Origin of the sequence: Streptomyces zagrosensis, assembly GCF_014203645.1 — a bacterium.
In the GTDB taxonomy this organism is placed as follows: Bacteria; Actinomycetota; Actinomycetes; order Streptomycetales; family Streptomycetaceae; genus Streptomyces; species Streptomyces zagrosensis.
This window is the reverse complement of sequence record NZ_JACHJL010000001.1, coordinates 63,685-81,918: the sequence shown is the minus strand read 5'-3', so window position 1 is coordinate 81,918 and position 18,234 is coordinate 63,685. Positions and strand designations below refer to the sequence as shown.

Annotated in this window: 17 protein-coding genes; 5 read left to right on the top strand and 12 right to left on the bottom strand. The window is 69.9% G+C overall.

What is annotated here, in order from left to right; translation table 11 throughout:
- Nucleotides 1-262 precede the first annotated feature (262 nt).
- Together FHS42_RS00330 and leuA are read right to left on the bottom strand one after the other, a co-directional pair.
- Entirely contained in the window at nt 263-1,015 is a 753-nt protein-coding gene (locus tag FHS42_RS00330; RefSeq protein ID WP_246494080.1) for a TerB family tellurite resistance protein, read from the bottom strand.
- A gap of 520 nt (nt 1,016-1,535) precedes the next feature.
- A complete protein-coding gene (gene leuA, locus FHS42_RS00325; protein WP_184568448.1) occupies nt 1,536-3,398 on the bottom strand; it encodes a 2-isopropylmalate synthase in 1,863 nt (620 codons plus the stop codon).
- A 301-nt stretch (nt 3,399-3,699) separates the two neighbouring features.
- Here leuA and FHS42_RS00320 point away from each other — a divergent pair, with 301 nt between their 5' ends.
- From FHS42_RS00320 to FHS42_RS00310, 3 genes are all read left to right on the top strand, one after another.
- On the top strand, nt 3,700-4,866 hold the full coding sequence (locus FHS42_RS00320) for a M4 family metallopeptidase (RefSeq protein WP_184568447.1): 1,167 nt from the start codon (nt 3,700-3,702) through the stop codon (nt 4,864-4,866).
- A 151-nt stretch (nt 4,867-5,017) separates the two neighbouring features.
- Complete coding sequence (locus tag FHS42_RS00315; RefSeq protein WP_184568446.1) at nt 5,018-5,284, top strand: protealysin inhibitor emfourin; 267 nt, start codon at nt 5,018-5,020, stop codon at nt 5,282-5,284.
- A gap of 71 nt (nt 5,285-5,355) precedes the next feature.
- The gene (locus FHS42_RS00310; RefSeq protein ID WP_184568445.1) at nt 5,356-6,189 is read left to right on the top strand and encodes a GNAT family N-acetyltransferase; all 834 of its coding nucleotides are present in this window, start codon (nt 5,356-5,358) and stop codon (nt 6,187-6,189) included.
- 114 nt (nt 6,190-6,303) lie between these two features.
- Here the strand turns inward: FHS42_RS00310 and era are convergent, their stop codons facing one another.
- From era to FHS42_RS00295, 3 genes are all read right to left on the bottom strand, one after another.
- Nucleotides 6,304-7,245 carry a GTPase Era gene (gene era, locus FHS42_RS00305; RefSeq protein WP_184568444.1) on the bottom strand — a complete coding sequence of 314 codons (942 nt, stop codon included), beginning with the start codon at nt 7,243-7,245 and terminating at the stop codon, nt 6,304-6,306.
- Between the two features lie 163 nt (nt 7,246-7,408).
- Complete coding sequence (locus FHS42_RS00300; RefSeq protein WP_184568443.1) at nt 7,409-8,044, bottom strand: hypothetical protein; 636 nt, start codon at nt 8,042-8,044, stop codon at nt 7,409-7,411.
- The gene (locus FHS42_RS00295; RefSeq protein WP_184568442.1) at nt 8,041-8,394 is read right to left on the bottom strand and encodes a cytidine deaminase-like protein; all 354 of its coding nucleotides are present in this window, start codon (nt 8,392-8,394) and stop codon (nt 8,041-8,043) included. The genes FHS42_RS00300 and FHS42_RS00295 overlap by 4 nt, the downstream gene beginning before the upstream one ends.
- A gap of 638 nt (nt 8,395-9,032) precedes the next feature.
- On the opposite strand from FHS42_RS00295, the gene FHS42_RS00290 reads away from it, so the two are divergent.
- Nucleotides 9,033-10,208 carry a serine hydrolase domain-containing protein gene (locus tag FHS42_RS00290; RefSeq protein ID WP_312866642.1) on the top strand — a complete coding sequence of 392 codons (1,176 nt, stop codon included), beginning with the start codon at nt 9,033-9,035 and terminating at the stop codon, nt 10,206-10,208.
- A 106-nt stretch (nt 10,209-10,314) separates the two neighbouring features.
- Here FHS42_RS00290 and FHS42_RS00285 read toward each other — a convergent pair whose 3' ends face one another.
- From FHS42_RS00285 to FHS42_RS00270, 4 genes are all read right to left on the bottom strand, one after another.
- Nucleotides 10,315-11,670, bottom strand: coding sequence for a hemolysin family protein (locus FHS42_RS00285; protein ID WP_184568440.1), 1,356 nt, complete (start codon nt 11,668-11,670; stop codon nt 10,315-10,317).
- A 10-nt stretch (nt 11,671-11,680) separates the two neighbouring features.
- Nucleotides 11,681-12,178: an rRNA maturation RNase YbeY gene (gene ybeY / locus FHS42_RS00280; RefSeq protein WP_184568439.1), complete on the bottom strand. Its 498-nt coding sequence runs from the start codon at nt 12,176-12,178 to the stop codon at nt 11,681-11,683.
- A gap of 96 nt (nt 12,179-12,274) precedes the next feature.
- Nucleotides 12,275-13,297, bottom strand: coding sequence for a PhoH family protein (locus FHS42_RS00275; RefSeq protein ID WP_184568438.1), 1,023 nt, complete (start codon nt 13,295-13,297; stop codon nt 12,275-12,277).
- 181 nt (nt 13,298-13,478) lie between these two features.
- Nucleotides 13,479-14,609 carry a carbohydrate kinase family protein gene (locus FHS42_RS00270; RefSeq protein ID WP_312866691.1) on the bottom strand — a complete coding sequence of 377 codons (1,131 nt, stop codon included), beginning with the start codon at nt 14,607-14,609 and terminating at the stop codon, nt 13,479-13,481.
- A 702-nt stretch (nt 14,610-15,311) separates the two neighbouring features.
- Here FHS42_RS00270 and FHS42_RS00265 point away from each other — a divergent pair.
- The gene (locus FHS42_RS00265) at nt 15,312-16,106 is read left to right on the top strand and encodes an alpha/beta fold hydrolase (protein ID WP_184568437.1); all 795 of its coding nucleotides are present in this window, start codon (nt 15,312-15,314) and stop codon (nt 16,104-16,106) included.
- 28 nt (nt 16,107-16,134) lie between these two features.
- Here FHS42_RS00265 and FHS42_RS00260 read toward each other — a convergent pair whose 3' ends face one another.
- The 3 genes from FHS42_RS00260 to FHS42_RS00250 all read right to left on the bottom strand — a co-directional run bounded on the left by FHS42_RS00260 (nt 16,135) and on the right by FHS42_RS00250 (nt 18,161).
- On the bottom strand, nt 16,135-17,076 hold the full coding sequence (locus FHS42_RS00260) for a ribonuclease Z (protein WP_184568436.1): 942 nt from the start codon (nt 17,074-17,076) through the stop codon (nt 16,135-16,137).
- Between the two features lie 5 nt (nt 17,077-17,081).
- Complete coding sequence (locus FHS42_RS00255; RefSeq protein WP_184568435.1) at nt 17,082-17,441, bottom strand: histidine triad nucleotide-binding protein; 360 nt, start codon at nt 17,439-17,441, stop codon at nt 17,082-17,084.
- A 252-nt stretch (nt 17,442-17,693) separates the two neighbouring features.
- Nucleotides 17,694-18,161, bottom strand: a complete 468-nt coding sequence (locus tag FHS42_RS00250; RefSeq protein WP_184568434.1) for a hypothetical protein — start codon at nt 18,159-18,161, stop codon at nt 17,694-17,696.
- Between the last annotated feature and the right edge of the window lie 73 nt (nt 18,162-18,234).

Below are 18,234 nucleotides of genomic sequence, written 5' to 3'. Positions count from 1 at the left end.
CCGCAGGGGTACTCCGCACACGGCAACGGCCCTGCGGCGAAGGCCGCGTCTCACCCGTAACCGGCAATGGCCGCACGGGACAACACCAGTCCACGCAGCCGGCACCGGCACCGGGCAACGGGCAACGGGCAACGGGCAGCGGGCAACATGACAGCCGGCAACAGCCCCCGCACGCCTCAGCCCCTCACACGCCTCAGCCCTCCGAAGGCGCAGCGGCCCGCGGTGAAAGCTTCCTGCACACGGCCGAAGGGCGGGGCGAGGTTCAGGGAGAGGCGTGGGAAGCGGCCAGCAGGAGCCGAGCCGTGTCATCGGGACAGAGCGAAAGGGCTCGGCCCACGGTCTCCAGCACGGCGCGTTCGGCGGGGCAGTACGCCCCGTCCGCCACCGCAATGCGCGCTCCCTGGAGGAGGATGCTCTCCCGGCCTGCTGGGGCCAGGTGCGGCGCCAGCGGCTCCAACGCCTCGTGCAGTTCGATGGCAAGGGCCGTGCTCGGGTCGCCCAAGCCGAAGTCGAGTGCGCCGTCGTCGCCGTGCCGGGCGCCGGGCAACCGCCCGGTGTCGGCGGCAAGCGCGGCGATCAGGTTGAGCAACTGGTCCTCGTCACAGTCCGCGTATCCGGCCGCGCGCACGGCACCGACCGCCGCCTGTCGCACCGGGCGTGCCTCGGTGCCGCCCGCTGCCAAGATGGCCAACGCCATGGTGTGCACGGCTTCCCGCAGCATCGCGGAGAAGCGGGTGGTGGTGGGGTGATCGAGGGCTTCGGTGCCAAAGTGGGAGTGACAGGCCGCGCATTCAACGACCGGGGTCACCCAGCCGCGCGGCACCAGGGGAAGGCCAAGGACGATGAAGCGGCGACGTCCCGTACGGCGGCGGTAGTTGCGGTCTCCGCCGCACTCGGTGCAGAAGAACTCACCATCGCCGACCGTGCGCCAGCTCGTACGTACGCCGATGACGCACAGGCTCCGTCCACGTGGGTCTCGCGCGTACATCGCGTGTACCTCCATGACGCTTCGCATCGCTCCGTTGCGCTGCTTCACCACACCTCTGCGCTTTTGTTATGCATCTGAAAGCAGAGGCGCAGCTTGGACGTGATGTTAACCACATCCGAGACGCGGCGTCAGTACCCCGTACGAAGGCAAGTGCGGTGACGCCCGCGGCAATACACATAGCTCCTGCGCACACAAGGGGCCCCGCCTGCCGAAACGGCGAGCGGGACCCCGTAAGGCGCTGGTGCGGGCGAGGTGAATCGGCCGAGAATTGGCGGCCGAAAGTACGGCCTCGCCGCGCGGCCAGGGCGTAGTTGTGGGCCAGCCACAGTCCCAGCGGGCAGGGGCGCCCACTCATCGGGCGTAGCCCCCGGGGGTTTCGGGCCCGGCTGCAAGCCGCTGGACCCGGCATGGCGCGACCGGGAGCGGGCCGCGTAACCACCCGTCAGGGCTCGCGGCCCACCCCCGTAAGGGCTTCGCCGACCGGTCCGTAGGAGCCGGCCCCGTCAGGGCCTGTAGCCGCGCCGTGGAAGGCCCGGCCACGGGCCCATCAGCGCCCGCGTGCGGCGCGGTTCACCGCCGATACGACAGCCTTCAGCGAGGCGCGCGTGGTGTTCGCGTCGATGCCCATGCCCCACAGGACCTTGCCGTCGATCGCACACTCGATGTACGAGGCGGCCTGCGCGCTCGCGCCCTCGCTCATCGTGTGCTCCTGGTAGTCGAGCAGGCGTGCGTCGATGCCGATGGCCTGGAGTGCGTCGAAGAACGCGGAGATCGGGCCGTTGCCGGAGCCGGTCAGCACGGTCTGGGCGCCGTCCACGACTGCCTCGACGGTCAGCGTGTCCGTGCCGTCCTTGTCGGTCGTGGTCTGTCCGTTGCGCAGTTGGATGCGGCCCCACGGACGGTGCCCGTTGCCGGGCTCGGTCGGCAGGTACTCGTCTTGGAAGACGGCCCAGATCTGGCCCGGGGTGACCTCGCCGCCCTCGGCGTCCGTCTTGGTCTGGATGGTCTGCGAGAACTCGATCTGCATCCGGCGCGGCAGGTCCAGCTTGTGCTCGTTCTTCAGGACGTATGCCACGCCGCCCTTGCCGGACTGCGAGTTGACGCGGATGACCGCCTCGTAGGAGCGGCCCACGTCCTTCGGGTCGATGGGCAGGTACGGCACCGCCCACTCGATGGCGGTCACCGGCTTGCCCTGCTCGACCGCCGCGGCCTCCATCGCCTCGAAGCCCTTCTTGATGGCGTCCTGATGGGAGCCGGAGAAGGCCGTGTAGACCAGGTCACCCGCGTACGGGTGACGCGGGTGGATCTCCATCTGGTTGCAGTATTCGGCGGTGCGGCGGACCTCATCGATCTGCGAGAAGTCGATCTGCGGGTCTACGCCCTGGCTGAACAGGTTCATGCCGAGGGTCACCAGGTCTACGTTTCCGGTGCGTTCGCCCTGCCCGAACAGGCAGCCCTCGACCCGGTCCGCGCCCGCCATGACGGCCAGTTCGGCGGCGGCGACCGCGGTGCCCCGGTCGTTGTGCGGGTGTGTGGACAGGCAGATGAATTCGCGTCGGGACAGGTTGCGGCCCATCCACTCGAAGCGGTCGGCGTGCGTGCTCGGCGTGGAGCGCTCGACCGTGGCGGGCAGATTGAGGATGATCTCGCGGCCCGCCTCGGGCTGCCAGACGTCCATCACGCCCTCGCAGACCTCCAGCGCGAAGTCCAACTCCGTATCGGTAAAGATCTCCGGGCTGTACTGGTAGCCGAAGGTCGTCTCGTCGCCCAGGATCTTCTCGGCGTACTCGACGACCAGCCGGGTGCCGTCCACGGCGATCTGCTTGACCTGCTCGCGACTTCCGCGGAAGACCACCCGGCGGAAGACCGGCGCAGTCGCGTTGTACAGGTGCACCGTGGCGCGGTGGGCGCCGCGCAGCGACTCCACGGTCCGCTCGATCAGTTCTTCCCGGCCCTGGGTGAGGACGGAGATCGTCACGTCATCGGGGATTGCGCCCTCCTCGATGATCGAGCGCACGAAGTCGAAGTCCGTTTGACCCGACGAGGGGAAGCCGACCTCGATCTCCTTGTAGCCCATGCGTACCAGCAGGTCGAACATCTCCCGCTTACGGGCCGGCGACATGGGGTCGATCAGGGCCTGGTTGCCGTCCCGCAGGTCGGTGGACAGCCAGCGCGGCGCGACCGTGATGCGCTGCTCGGGCCAAGTCCGGTCGGGGATGTTCACGGCCTCGTAGCCGCCGTAACGGTGGACGGGCAGCCCGGAGGGGCGCTGGGTGACGGTCGCAGCGGTCAGGGGCGTGGGGCGCCCAACGGAGCGCTCCGTACGGGCGGGCGAAGATCCCTGGGCGGGGGTTCGCGAAGGAATGCTGGACGATCCGGTGTTGCTCGGCGTGCTCGATGCGTGCGACATGATGCGCGGGGCTCCTCGGGTATCCGCTGGGACCGGCCGACGGGGCGGGGGAAACCGCAGCACCGAACTCCGCGGGGAGGGGGTCGGCCTACGACTACAGGCCCTCGCCGCGGCAGCTAAGGAGAAGCAGCCCGAAACGCATGATGCGCGTCAGCCTAACCGAGCGGCGAGCGATGCTGTACCCCGTATCACTATGCGGGATGCGGGGGGCGTCACCGGCATACTGTGGTTGATCACTCGATTGCAGTAATCATGCTGATAAGCGGTGACAGCGTCAGGCGCCGGTGCCACATTGCGTGCCATGGACGACTCACGCGCGCGTAACCGCCCATCGCCCGCCGCATCAGCGGCCCAGCCCACGGCTCAGTCCCAGGCAGCCCAGTTCCCGGGGGCCCAGACCCGCCGGCACACCGCCCAGCACGGCGTCTTTTGCACCATCGTCCCCCCGCATGTCCTCGACAAGCTGTCCAGGGCCGACGACCCCGCGCTCCACGAGCCCGCCCGCCGCACCCTGGAGCGGGACGCCCTCCAGCGCACCAGGCGGCGGATCACCACCGTCCGCGGCGTCCGGACGACCGCCGTCGCCGGCCAAAAGCCATCGGACCGACCGAAGCGGACCATCTACGACGCCGCGAACCGGGAGGAGTTGCCCGGTGAAAAGGTGCGCGACGAGGGCGACGAAGCGGGCCAGGACGCGAGCGTCAACCGCGCTTACGCGGGCCTTGGTGCCACGTTCGACCTCTACCTCAAGGTCTACGGCCGCCGCTCCATCGACGACAACGGCCTGCCGCTGGACGCGACCGTCCACTACGGACAGGAGTACGGCAACGCCTTTTGGGACGGCGAACGCATGGTCTTCGGCGATGGCGACGGCGAGGTCTTCCGTGACTTCACGCTGCCCCTGGACGTCATCGGCCACGAACTCACCCACGGCGTCACGCAGTACACGGCCAACCTGGAATATTTCGGCCAGTCGGGCGCGCTCAACGAATCAGTGTCGGACGTCTTCGGCGTACTGATCAAGCAGTACGCCCTGGGGCAGACCGCGGAGCAGGCCGACTGGCTGATCGGGGCCGAACTGCTGACGGACCGGGTCACCGGGGAGGCGCTGCGCTCGATGAAGGCCCCGGGCACCGCGTACGACGACGATGTGCTCGGCAAGGACCCGCAGCCCGCGACGATGGACGACTACGTCGAGACCAGTAGCGACAACGGTGGCGTACACATCAATTCCGGCATCCCCAACCACGCCTTCTACCTCGCAGCGACGGCCCTCGGCGGCCAGGCATGGGAACGTGCCGGCCAGCTTTGGTACGACGTGTTGACGGGCGGCGAACTCACCACGGATGCCGACTTCGCCGACTTCGCGCGGCTGAGCGTGGCAGCGGCCGTCGCCAGGTACGGGGCGGGCGAGGAACAGCAGGCGCTGCTCAAGGCATGGACGCGGGTGGGGGTGGAGCCGGCCTGAGCTGACCGTACGGACGCCACTTTCGGGCCGGCGGCGCGGCGCGTGCCCCGCGCCGGCGGCCTGGATAACCAGCCCCGCAGCCGCGTGCCCGCTCTCAAGGTCAGCCGCTGCGGGTAGCCAGCAGGGCCGCCGGCCCGGTAAAGAAGAGGCCATGCGGATTACCGTCACCAGAACCGGCGGCTTTGCCGGCATCCCGCGCCGAGCAGAGCTCGACACCGCCGGCCGACCCGACGCCTCCCACCTGGAGCTCCTGGCCCGCACCACGCTCGCGGAGGGCGCGCCCACCCGACCGATGGGTGTCCCCGATGGCTTTCAGTACGGCATCGACGTGGACGGCAGCACGGTCTACTGCGCCGACCCGCGGCTCAGCGACGTACAGCGGGAGTTGATCACCACGGTGCTCAAGGAAGGCGCATAGTTGGCGCCCGGCTGGCCTTTTCGCGGGGAAACCCGGTGGCTCGGGCCCCGGGGTGTTGCTTGTATCGCGGCATGACCTCTCATCACGCGACGCTGGACCGCCTGGAGCGGTTCTACGATGCGGTTCCGCGCCATGGCGCCCGTGCCGAGGAATTCGGGCCGCTCACCCTGTTCGTGCGGGAGGGGGAGGGCTGGCCCTTCTACGCCCGGCCTGCGCTGGGGCAAGACGGCCCCGTCGATCCGGGCGATGTCGATCGGGTACGCGGCAGACAGCGCGCACTCGGCCTTCCGGAGAGCTTCGAATGGGTCGCCGAGACCTCGCCTGGACTGCGCAGCGCCGTGGAGCGGTCCGGGCTCGCGGTGCGCGAACATCCGCTGCTCGTGCTGCCGCACACTGCCCTGCTGCCGATCGTGCGGCATCGGCCGGACGGCGTCACCATACGGATGGTGGCCCCGGCAGATCCCACGCTGGCCAGCGCGCTGACCGTGCCGCACCTGGCGTTCGCCGAACCGGGCACTCGGGTCGGCGTGGCGGGCCCGGCGGAGCTCACCGCGGCGTTGCCCCAGTACGGCACGGACAAGGCGGTACGCATCGTCGCCGAGCGCATCCGCGCGGGACGGACCGCGCTCGCGGCTGCCGTGGACGACGACAGCGGGCTCGCGCTCTGCGCGGGTCAGCGGCACGTGGTAAACGATGTCAGCGAGATCGTCGGCGTGGGCACACTGCCCACCGCCCGCCGGCGCGGGCTCGCGCTCGCCGTGACCGCGGCGCTTGCCTCCGACGCCCGCACCCGCGGTGTGCGGGCCATTTTCCTGTCCGCCGGGGACGCCGACGTGGCGCGGCTGTACGGGCAGATCGGCTTCATCCGTGTCGGGACGGCGCTGATCGCGGAGCCACCCACCTAGCCCGCTAGCGGGGGGCGCAGTGCGGGAGCGTCGGTCGGCGGGGTGCGTGACGGAGTGGATGTCGGGGTAACCCTCGCCCGCCCACCGCGCGACTGGCGTCCGCGCGTCCGCGCGTTAGAAGCCGAGCTTGCGGAGCTGCTTCGGGTCGCGCTGCCAGTCCTTGGCGACCTTGACGTGCAGGTCGAGGAAGACCGGCGTGCCGAGCAGCGCCTCGATGTGCTTGCGCGACTTCACTCCGACCTCCTTCAAGCGGGCGCCCTTGGGGCCGATGATGATGCCCTTTTGGCTCGACCGCTCGATGTAGACGTTGACATGGACATCGAGCAACGGCTTGTTTTCGGGACGACCCTCGCGCGGGATCATCTCCTCGACCACGACCGCGATGGAGTGCGGCAACTCGTCCCGTACGCCCTCCAGGGCCGCCTCGCGGATCAGTTCGGCGACCATGACCTGCTCCGGCTCGTCGGTGAGATCACCCTCGGGGTAAAGCGGGGGGCTCTCCGGGAGTAGCGGAACGAGCAGGTCTGCGAGGAGGCTCACCTGGGTATCGCCCACCGCTGACACGGGCACGATTTCGGCCCACTCGAAGCCGAGCTCCCGGCTGAGCTGATCAATGGCGATCAGTTGCTCGGCGAGTTGCTTGGAGTCCACCAGGTCGGTCTTGGTGACGATGGCGATCTTGGGCGTCTTCTTGATCCCGGCCAGCTCGTTGGCGATGTAGCGGTCGCCGGGGCCCAGCTTTTGATCGGCGGGCAGGCAGAACCCAATCACATCGACCTCGGACCAGGCGGCCCGAACGACGTCGTTGAGCCGCTCACCGAGGAGCGTGCGCGGCTTGTGCAGACCGGGGGTGTCCACGAGGACGAGCTGCGCTTCGGGGCGGTGCACGATGCCACGCACGGTGTGCCGGGTGGTTTGCGGCCGGTTGGAGGTGATGGCCACCTTGGTGCCGACCAGAGCGTTCGTCAGGGTGGACTTGCCCGCGTTCGGGCGGCCAACGAAGCAGGCGAAGCCCGCGCGATGGGGGGCATCGGAAGAGGGGATACGAGCGCTCATACGGCCATTCTCCCCGATCGGCGCGGCGGCACCGACCATCCGGGGCCCGCATTCGCCTGCCCCGCCCTGGTACGGGCCGACGCCCCCCGCGGCCTAGCCCGCACCGGCAAGGCTCCCACCTGCGGGGCACCGGTCCGGGCGGGCCGATGGCGGCCTAGCTGGGCTAGCGGTCGCGCAGCATGACTCTGCCCAACCAGGACGCGCCCGTCAGAGTCAGGAAGACGGTGGCGGCCAGCACCAGCCAGTCCGTGCTGTGCCCCCGCGCCCAGTCGGTGATCAGACCGGCCCAGCAGAGCGCGGCGGCTACGGCCGCGCCGCCCAGCGTGAGCGGGCGCAGTCGATCGGCCCGGCGGATGTCGCCGTGGCTGGTGAGAACCTGGCGCGCGCCCTGCGGCAGCAAGATCAGCGTGAAGGCGAGGGTCGCCCAGGCAAAGCCGTCACCGAGCGCCGCGTCCACCGGGACGCTCACCAGCAACACCGTGCCGCTCACCAGCACCGCCCAGCCTACGAACGAGCCGCCACCTGCCGGGGCGGCGGAGGGAACGGCGGCGGAGGAGGGAACGGCGGCAGTGGAGGGGGCGGGGCTGGCCGACTCTGAGGCCGCCGATGCTGCACCGAACGGACCGGACGGACCAGACGGACCAGACGGCCCGGGCGCATGGGGCGAGCCGGACGAGCCGGACGAGCCACTGACCATCGAGTCCTCGTCGGCGGGGCCCGAGCCGGGGTGCGGTTCGAAGGGCTGGGGCCCGGCCGGGTGGGGCGGCACGGACTGCGCGGATCGCTCGCTCCGGGTCACCCGGCAGCCACCGTGGCGCGCGGCGTGCCGTCCGGGCCCGCGAGGAGCACCGGCGTCTGTGGGCCCCCCAAGTCCCGTACGGCCGCGCGGTCTTCGTCGGACACCTCCGCGGCCTCGCTCACGACCGCGGCAGCCTCCAGCGAGGTGGCGCCACTGGCGACCGCCATGGCTACGGCGGTGCGCAGGGCGCTCAACTTCAGTGAGTCCAGGGCGACCGTCCCGGCCACGTAGGTACGGCCCGTCTCATCGCGGACGGCCGCCCCCTCGGGCACACCGTTGCGCGCTCGCGCGGAGCGGGCCAGCGTAATGATCTTCTGGTCTTCCGGGCCCACCGGGGTCGTATCGCTCATACGCACGAGGATACGGTGATCGCTCAACCGGGGCCGGCCCGGCCCAGCGGCGCTGGTTGGCAGCGCTGGTTGGCGGCGGCGCCTCGCCTTGACCACCCCTGACCAGCGTCGCGGTGCGCTGAGCCGTGGGCCTTGGGCGCGGACCATGAGGCCCGCTCGATGGCCCGGGTACGGTCCTGATTCGGGTGAAACGGCCCCGCCTGCCGTCGCCGGTGTGCTAGGACTGTCGTCTCGCAACTCCCGTGGCTCCGGTCGCGGTCCCACCCGGGCCCGTGGGTCAGTCTCCGGTCCACGACGACGGTCCCGATCAGCGGCTCAGCCCGGCCCCCGCTCCCAGGCTCTTTCTCGTACTGCTTTCTTGTACTGGTTTCTCGTACCGGTTTCTCGTACTGCGTTCCAACGCTATGTGGCATCCGCGCTGCGCCGATGAGCGGGACACCGGCCGGGAAAAACCCGACATCCAGCCGTCACCAAAGGACAATGTGATCCGCGCTCTGGCCGGGTCCGTTGCCCGCCATGCATGTACGGCCCTCAGCCTTCGCCGGCTTTCCCAGTGATCCGACAGGAGTTGTTTCATGCGCGAACACGCATGGCCCGGGTGTCGTTTACGCCGTTTACCTGGCGGTCGAGGCAGAGCCGTGATCGCTACGGTCACGGTGGTCACCGGCGTCGTGACGGTGGGAGTAGCGGCCCCGCCCGCGGCGTCCGCCGGCAGGACAGACCATGTTCAGCGCGCTGTGCACGCGTTGGTACGCGCTGACGGCATGCCTGCCGCGCTGGCCAGCGTCACGGACCGCGCCGGGCGGACCCGTAACCACACCGCCGGCGTCGCCGACCTGGCAACCGGGTCGAAGGTGCCTCGGGATGGGCAGGTGCGGATCGGCAGCAATACCAAGGCGTTCACCGCTGTGGTCGTGCTGCAACTGGTCGGTGAAGGAAAAATCGACCTTGCTGCCCCCGTCGATACGTATCTGCCGAATGTCCTGCGCGGAAACGGAAGTGACGGGCGCAACATCACCGTCCGCCAACTCCTCCAGCACACCAGCGGGCTCCCCGATTACATGCATTCCCCCAACTTCGCGGACTTCACCACCGTCCAGTACCGGCACTTCGAGCCGCGCGATCTCCTCGATATGGCCCTCGCACGACAGGCTTTATTTTCACCGGGCTCGCCGGGCTCACCGGGCTCACCGGGCTCACCAGACTCGCCGGGCTCACCAGACTCGCCGGGTTCGAAATGGCGGTACAGCAACACGAATTACCTCGTCGCGGGCCTGCTGGTGCAAAAGGTCACCGGCCGGCCCATCGGGGAAGAGATCACTCGGCGCGTCATCGATCGCATCGGACTGCGCCACACCTATTTCCCCACCGCCGGCGACACCACCATCCACGAGCCCCATCCCCGCGGCTACTTCAGGGACGTGGTCGGTGGGCCTTCGTACGACTTCACCGCGATGGACGCGTCCATGGCGTGGGCGGCGGGTGCGATGGTGTCCACGAACTCCGACCTCAACCGGTTCTACGCCGCGCTGCTCGCGGGCCGGCTGCTCGCCCCGGCGCAGCTCGCTCAGATGCGCTCCACCGTCGCCGCCGACGCTCTCGGCCCGGGGGTGCGCTACGGGCTGGGCCTACAGAGCAAGCGGCTGTCGTGCGGCGGCGTGTACTGGGGGCACGGCGGCACCACTCCGGGATACCGATCCCGTGGCGGCGTCACCGAGGACGGCCGCGCCGCCAGTATCACGGTGACCACGGTCCCGGTGGGCAGCGCCGCGCAGCACGTGGAGAGCGCCGTGGACACGGCCCTGTGCGGGTGAACCGCGAATAGGTGTGACCCGGTGTGACCCAGTACGTACCGCATGGCCCGCCTTCCACCCCGGGACCGCATCTGGCCAAGCCAGGGGCAGCGCATGGGCGGCGCCGCTAGCGGTGCCGCTCTGGCTCCACGCCCTCCTGCTCGCGCTCGCCGGTAGGGACCTGCGAGGCGCCCGTGGGGCGGACCGGCTCCACGAGGACCGTCATGATCCGGTTCCGCCGCCCGGCCGGGGACTCGGCTGTCAGGCGCAGCGCGGTCAGGTCGGGATCGGTGGTGTCGGCGCTCAGATCAACATCGGCGACCGCACCGGCGATCGGCACCCGGCCGAGCGACTTGGCCAGCAGGCCGCCGACCGTCTCCACGTCCTCGTCATCCAGGCGAAGCCCGTACAGCTCGCCGAGGGTGCCGATATCGAGGCGGGCCGTAACCCGGTAGCAGTGCTCGCCCAGGTCTTCGACCGGCGGCAACTCACGGTCGTACTCGTCGGTGATCTCACCGACGATCTCCTCCAGGATGTCCTCGATGGTGACGACACCGGCTGTGCCGCCGTACTCGTCGATGACGACGGCGACGTGATTGCGCTCCTGCTGCATTTCGCGCAGCAGATCGCCCGCGTTCTTCGTGTCCGGCACGAAGGTCGCGGGCCGCATGGCGGTGGAGACCAAGTCGCTTTCGGACTCTCGATTGATGTGCGTCTTGCGGGCGAGGTCCTTGAGGTAGACGATGCCGACCACGTCGTCCTCGCTGTCGCCAGTGACCGGGATGCGGGAGAAACCGGAGCGCAGCGCCAGTGTGAGGGCCTGCCGGATGGTCTTGAAGCGCTCGATGGCGACCAGGTCCGTACGCGGCACCATCACCTCGCGCACCAAGGTGTCGCCCAGTTCGAAGACGGAGTGCACCATGCGGCGCTCCTCGTCCTCGATCAGCGACTCCTGCTCGGCCAGGTCCACCATGGCCCGCAGCTCGGCCTCCGAGGCGAAGGGGCCCTTGCGGAAGCCCTTGCCGGGGGTGAGCGCGTTGCCGATGAGGATGAGGAGTTGCGGGATGGGGCCCATGATCCGGGCCAGCGGCAGCAGTGCGTACGCCGCCGCCGTCGCGGTGTTCAGCGGGTGCTGGCGGCCGATCGTACGAGGTGAGACGCCGACCGCGACATAGGAGACCAGGACCATCACGCCGATCGCGATGGCCAGCGCCTCCCAGGTTTCGTCGTACGCCCGGACACAGGCGTAGGTGACGACGGCACCCGCCGCCACCTCGCAGGCGACGCGGACCAGCAGGGCCACATTCAGATAGCGGGTCGGGTCCTCGGCGACGGCCATCAGCTTGGCGCTGCCGCGCCGCCCCGAACGCACCGCTTCCTGCGCGCGAAAGCGGGTCGTACGGGCGAGACCCGCCTCCGCGCAGGCCGCAAGCCAGGCGATGACGACGAGCAGGACGGCCGAGGTGATGAGTTGCGCGGTCATCGGGCGGCGCTCACCGGGTGGTGGGGGCCGGCGACGGGCCCTCCATGCCGCGCTCGGCGCGCCAGCCGTCGATGATCGCCTTTTGCAGGCTGAACATTTCGGCCCGCTCGTCCGGCTCCTCGTGGTCGTAGCCGAGGAGGTGAAGGCAGCCGTGCACGGTGAGCAGCTGGAGCTCCTCGTTCATGCTGTGCTCCGTTGGGGCCTCTGCGCCCTGCTTCTCGGCGACCTCGGGGCAGAGCACGATATCGCCGAGAAGCCCCTGTGGTGGATCGTCGTCGTCCTTGCCCGGTGGACGCAGCTCATCCATCGGGAAGGACATGACGTCGGTCGGCCCTGGCAGCTCCATCCACTGGAGATGGAGCTGCTCCATGGCGTCGGCGTCGATGACGATGATCGACAGCTCGGCAAGCGGGTGGATACGCATCCGGGCCAAGGCGTACCGGGCGACGTCCAGCACCGCCTGTTCGTCGATATCCGTGCCGGATTCGTTGTTGACGTCGATCGCCATGGGGCTGCTGATCTCTCCGATTACCGATGCCAGTGAGCTCGTTGTACCGCGGCACACCGCGACGGCTAGGTCACGGCGAGCTCGCGCACGGGCCTGCTAGTGCGACAGCCCGTTGCGGCTGTCGTACAGGTCGTACGCATCGACAATACGGCCGACGAGCTTGTGCCGAACAACATCCGTGCTGGTGAGCCGGGAGAAGTGCACATCATCCACCCCTTCCAGGATGCCCTGGACTTGTCGCAGACCGCTCTTCGTGCCCCCCGGCAGGTCGATTTGGGTGACGTCTCCAGTAATCACGATCTTGGATTCGAAGCCGAGGCGAGTCAGGAACATCTTCATTTGCTCGGGGTTCGTGTTCTGCGCCTCGTCCAGGATGATGAAGGCGTCGTTCAGCGTCCGGCCGCGCATGTACGCGAGCGGGGCCACCTCGATCGTGCCCGCGGCCATCAGGCGCGGGATGGACTCGGGGTCAAGCATGTCGTGCAGCGCATCGTAGAGCGGGCGCAGATACGGGTCGATCTTCTCGTAGAGCGTTCCGGGCAGGAACCCGAGCCGCTCGCCCGCCTCGACCGCGGGCCTGGTCAAGATGATTCGGGTGACCTGCTTGGCATGGAGAGCCTGGACCGCCTTGGCCATGGCCAGATAGGTCTTGCCCGTACCGGCGGGACCGATGCCGAAGACGATCGTGTGCTTGTCGATGGCATCGACGTAGCGCTTTTGGTTGAGCGTCTTGGGGCGGATTGTGCGACCCCGGTTGGAGAGGATGTTTTGCGTCAGGACCTCGGCGGGGGTCTCCGTCTGCTCGCCGCCGTTCTCCACCGCGCGCAGCATGGCGATCGAACGCTCCACCGCATCCTCCGTCATCGGTTGACCGGTGCGCAGCACCAGCATCATCTCGTCGAAAAGGCGCTGGATCAGGGCGACTTCCTGCCGGTCGCCGACCGCGCTGATCTGATTGCCCCGGACATGGATGTCCGTTGCCGGGAACGAGTCCTCAATCACACGCAGCAGGGAGTCGCCTGAGCCCAAGACCATGACCATCGGGTGCTTGGCCGGGACGGTGAAATGGGCGCGTGCCTGCCCCTGCGCGGGGTTTTGGGCTGTGGGTGTCTGCGTCATGGGCCGGCTCTGGGGCCTGCTCATCCCTCTTTCCGTGATTCAGCGGCTTGGGGTACCCAGCCTACGTCGCCCCACTGACAAGGCCCGAGCCCTTTTTCGGGACCGGCCTCGACTTTCGCGCGCCGCGGGGCGAGCCAGCAGCCCACGTGCCGGGGGCAGCCATGAGCACAAGCCGCCGGCGTCACGGCTGACGGAAGCCGATCGTGGGCACCGCGCGGCGCAGCGGCCAGGGGCGCTGTGCCGAGGGGAGCAGCCCGTCCAAGAACGCGTAGCGGCGCAGCGCACTGCCGTGCCCGGCGACCAGGCTCTGATCGTCGAAGGCCCGTACGTGCTGCCACCAGGCGGCGATCTCCACCCAGCCGGGCGCGGACAGCGAGCCGCCGAACTCCTGCACCGACAGGGCGGCGGTCAATCCGGCGAAGGCGAGCCGGTCAGCGAGCGGCCAGCCGGCCAGTGTCCCGGTGATGAAGCCGGCCACGAACACGTCCCCCGCGCCGGTGGGGTCCAGCGCTTCGACCGCGATGGCGGGCACTTCGGCGCTCTCGCCGGTGCGGCCGTCCACCGCGTACGCCCCCTCGGAGCCCAGCGTCACCACGGCCAGCGGCACCTTGTCGGTGAGGGCCCAGGCGGCGGCGCGCGGGCATTCGGTGCGGGTGTAGCGCATCGCCTCGGCCGCGTTCGGCAGGAAAGCCTCGCAGTGCTCCAAATCGGCGAGGTCAGCCGGGTCCCAACGCCCGGTGTCGTCCCAGCCCACGTCGGCGAAGACCCGGCTGCCCCGGCGTGCGGCGTGCCTGATCCACTCCTCCCGGGTTCCTGGCACCAGGGAGGCCACGCAGGCGCGTGCCGGGGGCGGGCACTCCGGCGCAGGCTCCCCGTCGAACGCCCCCTCCACGGGCGAAGCGGCCTGCGTTGGCGGGGCCTCGTGCCCGTGCGAGACCATGGTGCGCTCACCCTCGTACGCCATGGAGACGGTGACCGGAGAGTGCCAGCCGGGCACCGTGCGGGACAGCGACAGGTCGATGCCCTCACCGCGGTCGAGGGCGTCCCGGCAGTAGTCCCCGTACATGTCGTCGCCGAAGGCCGCGGCGAGCGAGGTGCGCAGGCCAAGGCGGGCCAGCGCGGTGGCCATGTTCGCGACGCCTCCGGGGCTGGAACCCATGCCCCGGGCCCAAGACTCGGTGCCGCGCACCGGAGCCGAGTCGAGCCCCGTGAAGATGATGTCCAAGAAAATGGGCCCGGTCAGATAGACATCGCAGGCGGGGTCGCCCGGGCTGCGCACCGCGGCGAGCGGATCGACCACGGGCCGCAGCACGCTCTCGGGGAAGCCGGCCGCGCCGCCTGCGGCGGGCCCGCCCGAGCGGCCACCCCCGCCACGCTGGCCGGGGCGCCGCTCATCCCCGTGAGCAGCCGCCTGCGGCCCTGAGCCGTGCGACGCGGCTTCGTAGGGCGCATCCGTCCGTCCGTTCCCACCCGCGGCTCCGCGCTGCCCGGAGCGGGCTGCTCCGTGGGCGCCGCTTCGGGGCTCGGCCGGTGGCTCGCAGTGCGCCGCGCCGTCGCCGTTCGCCCGGATGTCCCCGTCTCCGTCTCGCCGTGTCACGGTGTGCTCCCTCGCCGTACCTCGCCGTACTGCCTTGCACTACCGCGCCGCGAAGGTCCGGCCATGGCCGCCGGTACGCCCCCACGGTGCAGGTTCGGCCAGTCTGCACGATTCCGCTCCCAGCACCGCTCCCCCGCATCCCACTTCACAGGCATCACACCGGCACCACGCGGCCAACCCGGTTCGGGTCGCCGGCCCCTGCACGGCCAAGGGCCAACCCGGTTCGGGGCGTCGGCGCCGTGGCGGCCCTCCCTCGCCGGGGGTTGCCGTTACGGGCCCTCGCCGGGAGCTGCGCAGGGCTCCTTGGCGGCTGGCGGAAGCCCGGTGGCTAGGCTCAGCCCTTCGTCGATTTCGGCCCCTTAGTCGATTTAGCCGATTTCGTTGATTTCGTCGATCACGACCGAAGGGGAGCAGACCGTGCGTAACGCCGCCGTGACGCCCGAGGGCGACCACATCCGCTGGGTCGAGCTGCCGGGCCAGCAGCCGACGCGCGTGTACGTGCATGGTTTGGGCGCCACATCGCCGGCTTACTTCGCCGCGGTCGCCGTCCACCCCCTGCTAGCCGGCCGCCGTTCGTTGCTGATCGACCTCTTGGGGCACGGCATCAGCGACCGGCCGCAGGACTTCGACTACACCCTGGAAGCGCACGCCGATGCGCTCGCCGCGGCCCTCACCCACGCGGAGGTCACCGGCGCGGAGTTGATCGCCCACAGCATGGGCGGCTCCGTGGCCATCGTCTTGGCGGACCGGCACCCCCATTTGGTGTCCCGCCTGGTACTGATCGACGCGAACCTCGACCCGATCGCGCCCAAGCCCGGCGCCGGAGGCAGCAGCGGCATCGCCGCCTACTCGGAGCAGGAATTCTTGGCCAGTGGTTGGGCCGAGGTCCGCGACCGGGCCGGCGCCCACTGGTGGTCCACGATGCGGCTGGCCGACCGTGCCGCCCTGCATCGCACCGCGGTCCATCTCACCCGCGAACGGGCCCGCACGCTGCGTGAGTTGCTGCTGGGCCTGGCCATTCCCCGTACCTACCTGCTGCCAGCGGCCGACGCTCCGCTGCCGGGCGCCGATGCGCTCGCCGCGGCCGGGGTGGCGCTCGTCGCCATCCCGGACTGCGGCCACAACATCATGCTGGATAACCCCGATGCCTTCGCCCGCGCCACCGCCGCAGCGCTCACCGACCAGGGCCGGGTCGAGACGAGTCACTCATAAGCCCTTCAAGGCACCCGACCCGCCCCAATCAGCCGCCAGCCGCTGCTGGCCCGCCTCGCCGGGGAACGGGGACCCGCAGCAGGTCGTGGGCGACCACGAGGTCCCCGTCGAAACCCGCAGCGCGGGCCTGCCGTGCGAACTCGGCCGGTTCGCTGTACCGCTGCGAGAAGTGGGTGAGCACCAGCTGCCGTACGCCCGCGTCCGCAGCGACCCGCGCCGCCGCACCGGCCGTCAGGTGGCCATGCTCATGGGCGAGCGCCGCATCCTCGTCAAGGAAGGTGGACTCGATGACGAGTTGGTCGCACCCTTCGGCCAAGGCGTACACGCTGTCGCACAACCGGGTGTCCATCACGAAGGCGAAGCGCTGCCCCCGCCGCACCTCGCTGACCTCCTCCAGCGCGACCGTACGCCCCGCCACGTGCACCGTGCCCTCCCGCTGGAGCGTGCCGACCAGCGGACCGGCCACGCCGTGCGCCGCGAGCCGGTCGGGGAGCATCCGGCGGCCGTCCGGCTCGACCAGGCGATAGCCGTACGACTCGACCGGGTGTGAGAGCCGCTGCGCGCTGAGCGTGTACGCGCCACAGACCGCGAGCGTGCCGCCCGGCCCACGGACCGGTTCCTGGGCCAGCTCCACCGTCTCGCGGTAGGCGGTCGCGTACCGCAGCCGGTCGAAGAACCGCTGACCACTGGCCGGATAGTGCGCGGTGATCGGGTGCGGCACCCGGTCCAAGTTGATGCGTTGGATGACCCCGGCAAGGCCGAGCGAGTGATCACCGTGGAAGTGCGTGACGCAGATGCGGTGTAGGTCGTGGGCGGCGACTCCCGCGCGCAGCATCTGCCGCTGGGTACCCTCGCCCGGGTCGAAGAGGATGCCCTGGCCGTCCCAGCGCAGCAGATAGCCGTTGTGGTTACGGTGCCGGGTCGGCACTTGGCTGGCTGTGCCCAGGACGACCAGTTCACGTACGGACAACTGAGTTACCCGGGAGGCCAGTTGAGGCCGCGTCCACCGAGTACGTGAGCGTGCGCGTGGAAGACGGTCTGTCCGGCGCCGCTCCCGGTGTTGAGCACGATGCGGTATCCGGTGTCGCTGATCTTCTCGTCCACGGCGACCTGGCCCGCCTCGCGCAGCAGGTCCGCTGCGGTCTCCGGCTCGGCGGCGGCGAGCGCTGCGGCGTCCGGGTGGTGGGACTTGGGGATGACGAGGATGTGCGTGGGGGCCTGCGGGTTTATATCGCGGAAGGCCAGCGTGGTCGCGGTCTCGCGGACCACAGTCGCCGGCACCTCCTTCTTCACGATCTTGCAGAACAAGCAGTCGGCCTGCGGTGCTCCCGCCATCGCCCGCGTCTCCTTCGCACCGTCCGTTGGGATACCTCGCATGCTAGCGGCCCCGCGGCGCGGACCCGGCTTCGCCCCGTTCCCCTGCCTCCTCGGTTCCTCTATTTCCCCTATCTCCTCTATTTCCTCATTCGTCTCCCCTTATCGCCGCACGTCCACTCAGGGGGCCTGTTCCCCGAGGCCATCAGAAGTTGCTGGGGCGCGGGTCAGTGCCGGGGGCGCGCTTGGGCCGCGTGCGGGGCGGCGGGTGGACTAGGTCTTGGTGGGGCGGTTGGGCTGCCCGCCGGCGCACTCGCCGATCAGGTCCGCTTCGAAGACCACCCGGCCCTCCAGGGTTCCGGTCAAGTCACCGCGTACGCAGCGGTCTTCGCGTACGTACGTGACCAGCCCGTCAATTTTCAGGTCCTGGTTGCCGTTGGTCTCGCCGCGGCAGGAGACCTGCGCACGGCCTTCGTTGCGCGAGCGCGGCGCCTTGGAACGGTCGTTGCCCTTGCCGTCGTCCTCGCGCTTGATTTGCGCCGTGCAGGTCAGCCACTGCACATCGATTCCACCGCGCTCCAACGCGCGGGTGCCTACCTTGTCCGTGGTGACCGCTACGGTGGTCGCGCGCAGCCCGCCCTCGACGTCGTCACAGGCCGCCAACGTGCCAACCGCCGTACCCAGCGCACCCAGCGCGATGACCGTGTGCCGCCATCGTCGTGCTTGTCTCGTTGCCCCCATGGACGGCAAGCCTGCCAGCCCCTCCCACATGCACGAAAGGGCTCCCTCAGCCACTCCCCCGTTCGTGGGACAC

Excerpts from the sequence above, each read along its gene's own strand:
- FHS42_RS00320 (WP_184568447.1), top strand. The coding sequence starts at position 3,700 with ATGGACGACTCACGCGCGCGTAACCGCCCATCGCCCGCCGCATCAGCG.
- ybeY (WP_184568439.1), bottom strand. The coding sequence starts at position 12,178 with ATGGCGATCGACGTCAACAACGAATCCGGCACGGATATCGACGAACAG.
- FHS42_RS00275 (WP_184568438.1), bottom strand. The coding sequence starts at position 13,297 with ATGACGCAGACACCCACAGCCCAAAACCCCGCGCAGGGGCAGGCACGC.
- FHS42_RS00310 (WP_184568445.1), top strand. The coding sequence starts at position 5,356 with ATGACCTCTCATCACGCGACGCTGGACCGCCTGGAGCGGTTCTACGAT.
- era (WP_184568444.1), bottom strand. The coding sequence starts at position 7,245 with ATGAGCGCTCGTATCCCCTCTTCCGATGCCCCCCATCGCGCGGGCTTC.
- leuA (WP_184568448.1), bottom strand. The coding sequence starts at position 3,398 with ATGTCGCACGCATCGAGCACGCCGAGCAACACCGGATCGTCCAGCATT.
- FHS42_RS00285 (WP_184568440.1), bottom strand. The coding sequence starts at position 11,670 with ATGACCGCGCAACTCATCACCTCGGCCGTCCTGCTCGTCGTCATCGCC.
- FHS42_RS00315 (WP_184568446.1), top strand. The coding sequence starts at position 5,018 with ATGCGGATTACCGTCACCAGAACCGGCGGCTTTGCCGGCATCCCGCGC.
- FHS42_RS00255 (WP_184568435.1), bottom strand. The coding sequence starts at position 17,441 with ATGGCGGGAGCACCGCAGGCCGACTGCTTGTTCTGCAAGATCGTGAAG.
- FHS42_RS00250 (WP_184568434.1), bottom strand. The coding sequence starts at position 18,161 with ATGGGGGCAACGAGACAAGCACGACGATGGCGGCACACGGTCATCGCG.
- FHS42_RS00295 (WP_184568442.1), bottom strand. The coding sequence starts at position 8,394 with ATGAGCGATACGACCCCGGTGGGCCCGGAAGACCAGAAGATCATTACG.
- FHS42_RS00330 (WP_246494080.1), bottom strand. The coding sequence starts at position 1,015 with ATGCGAAGCGTCATGGAGGTACACGCGATGTACGCGCGAGACCCACGT.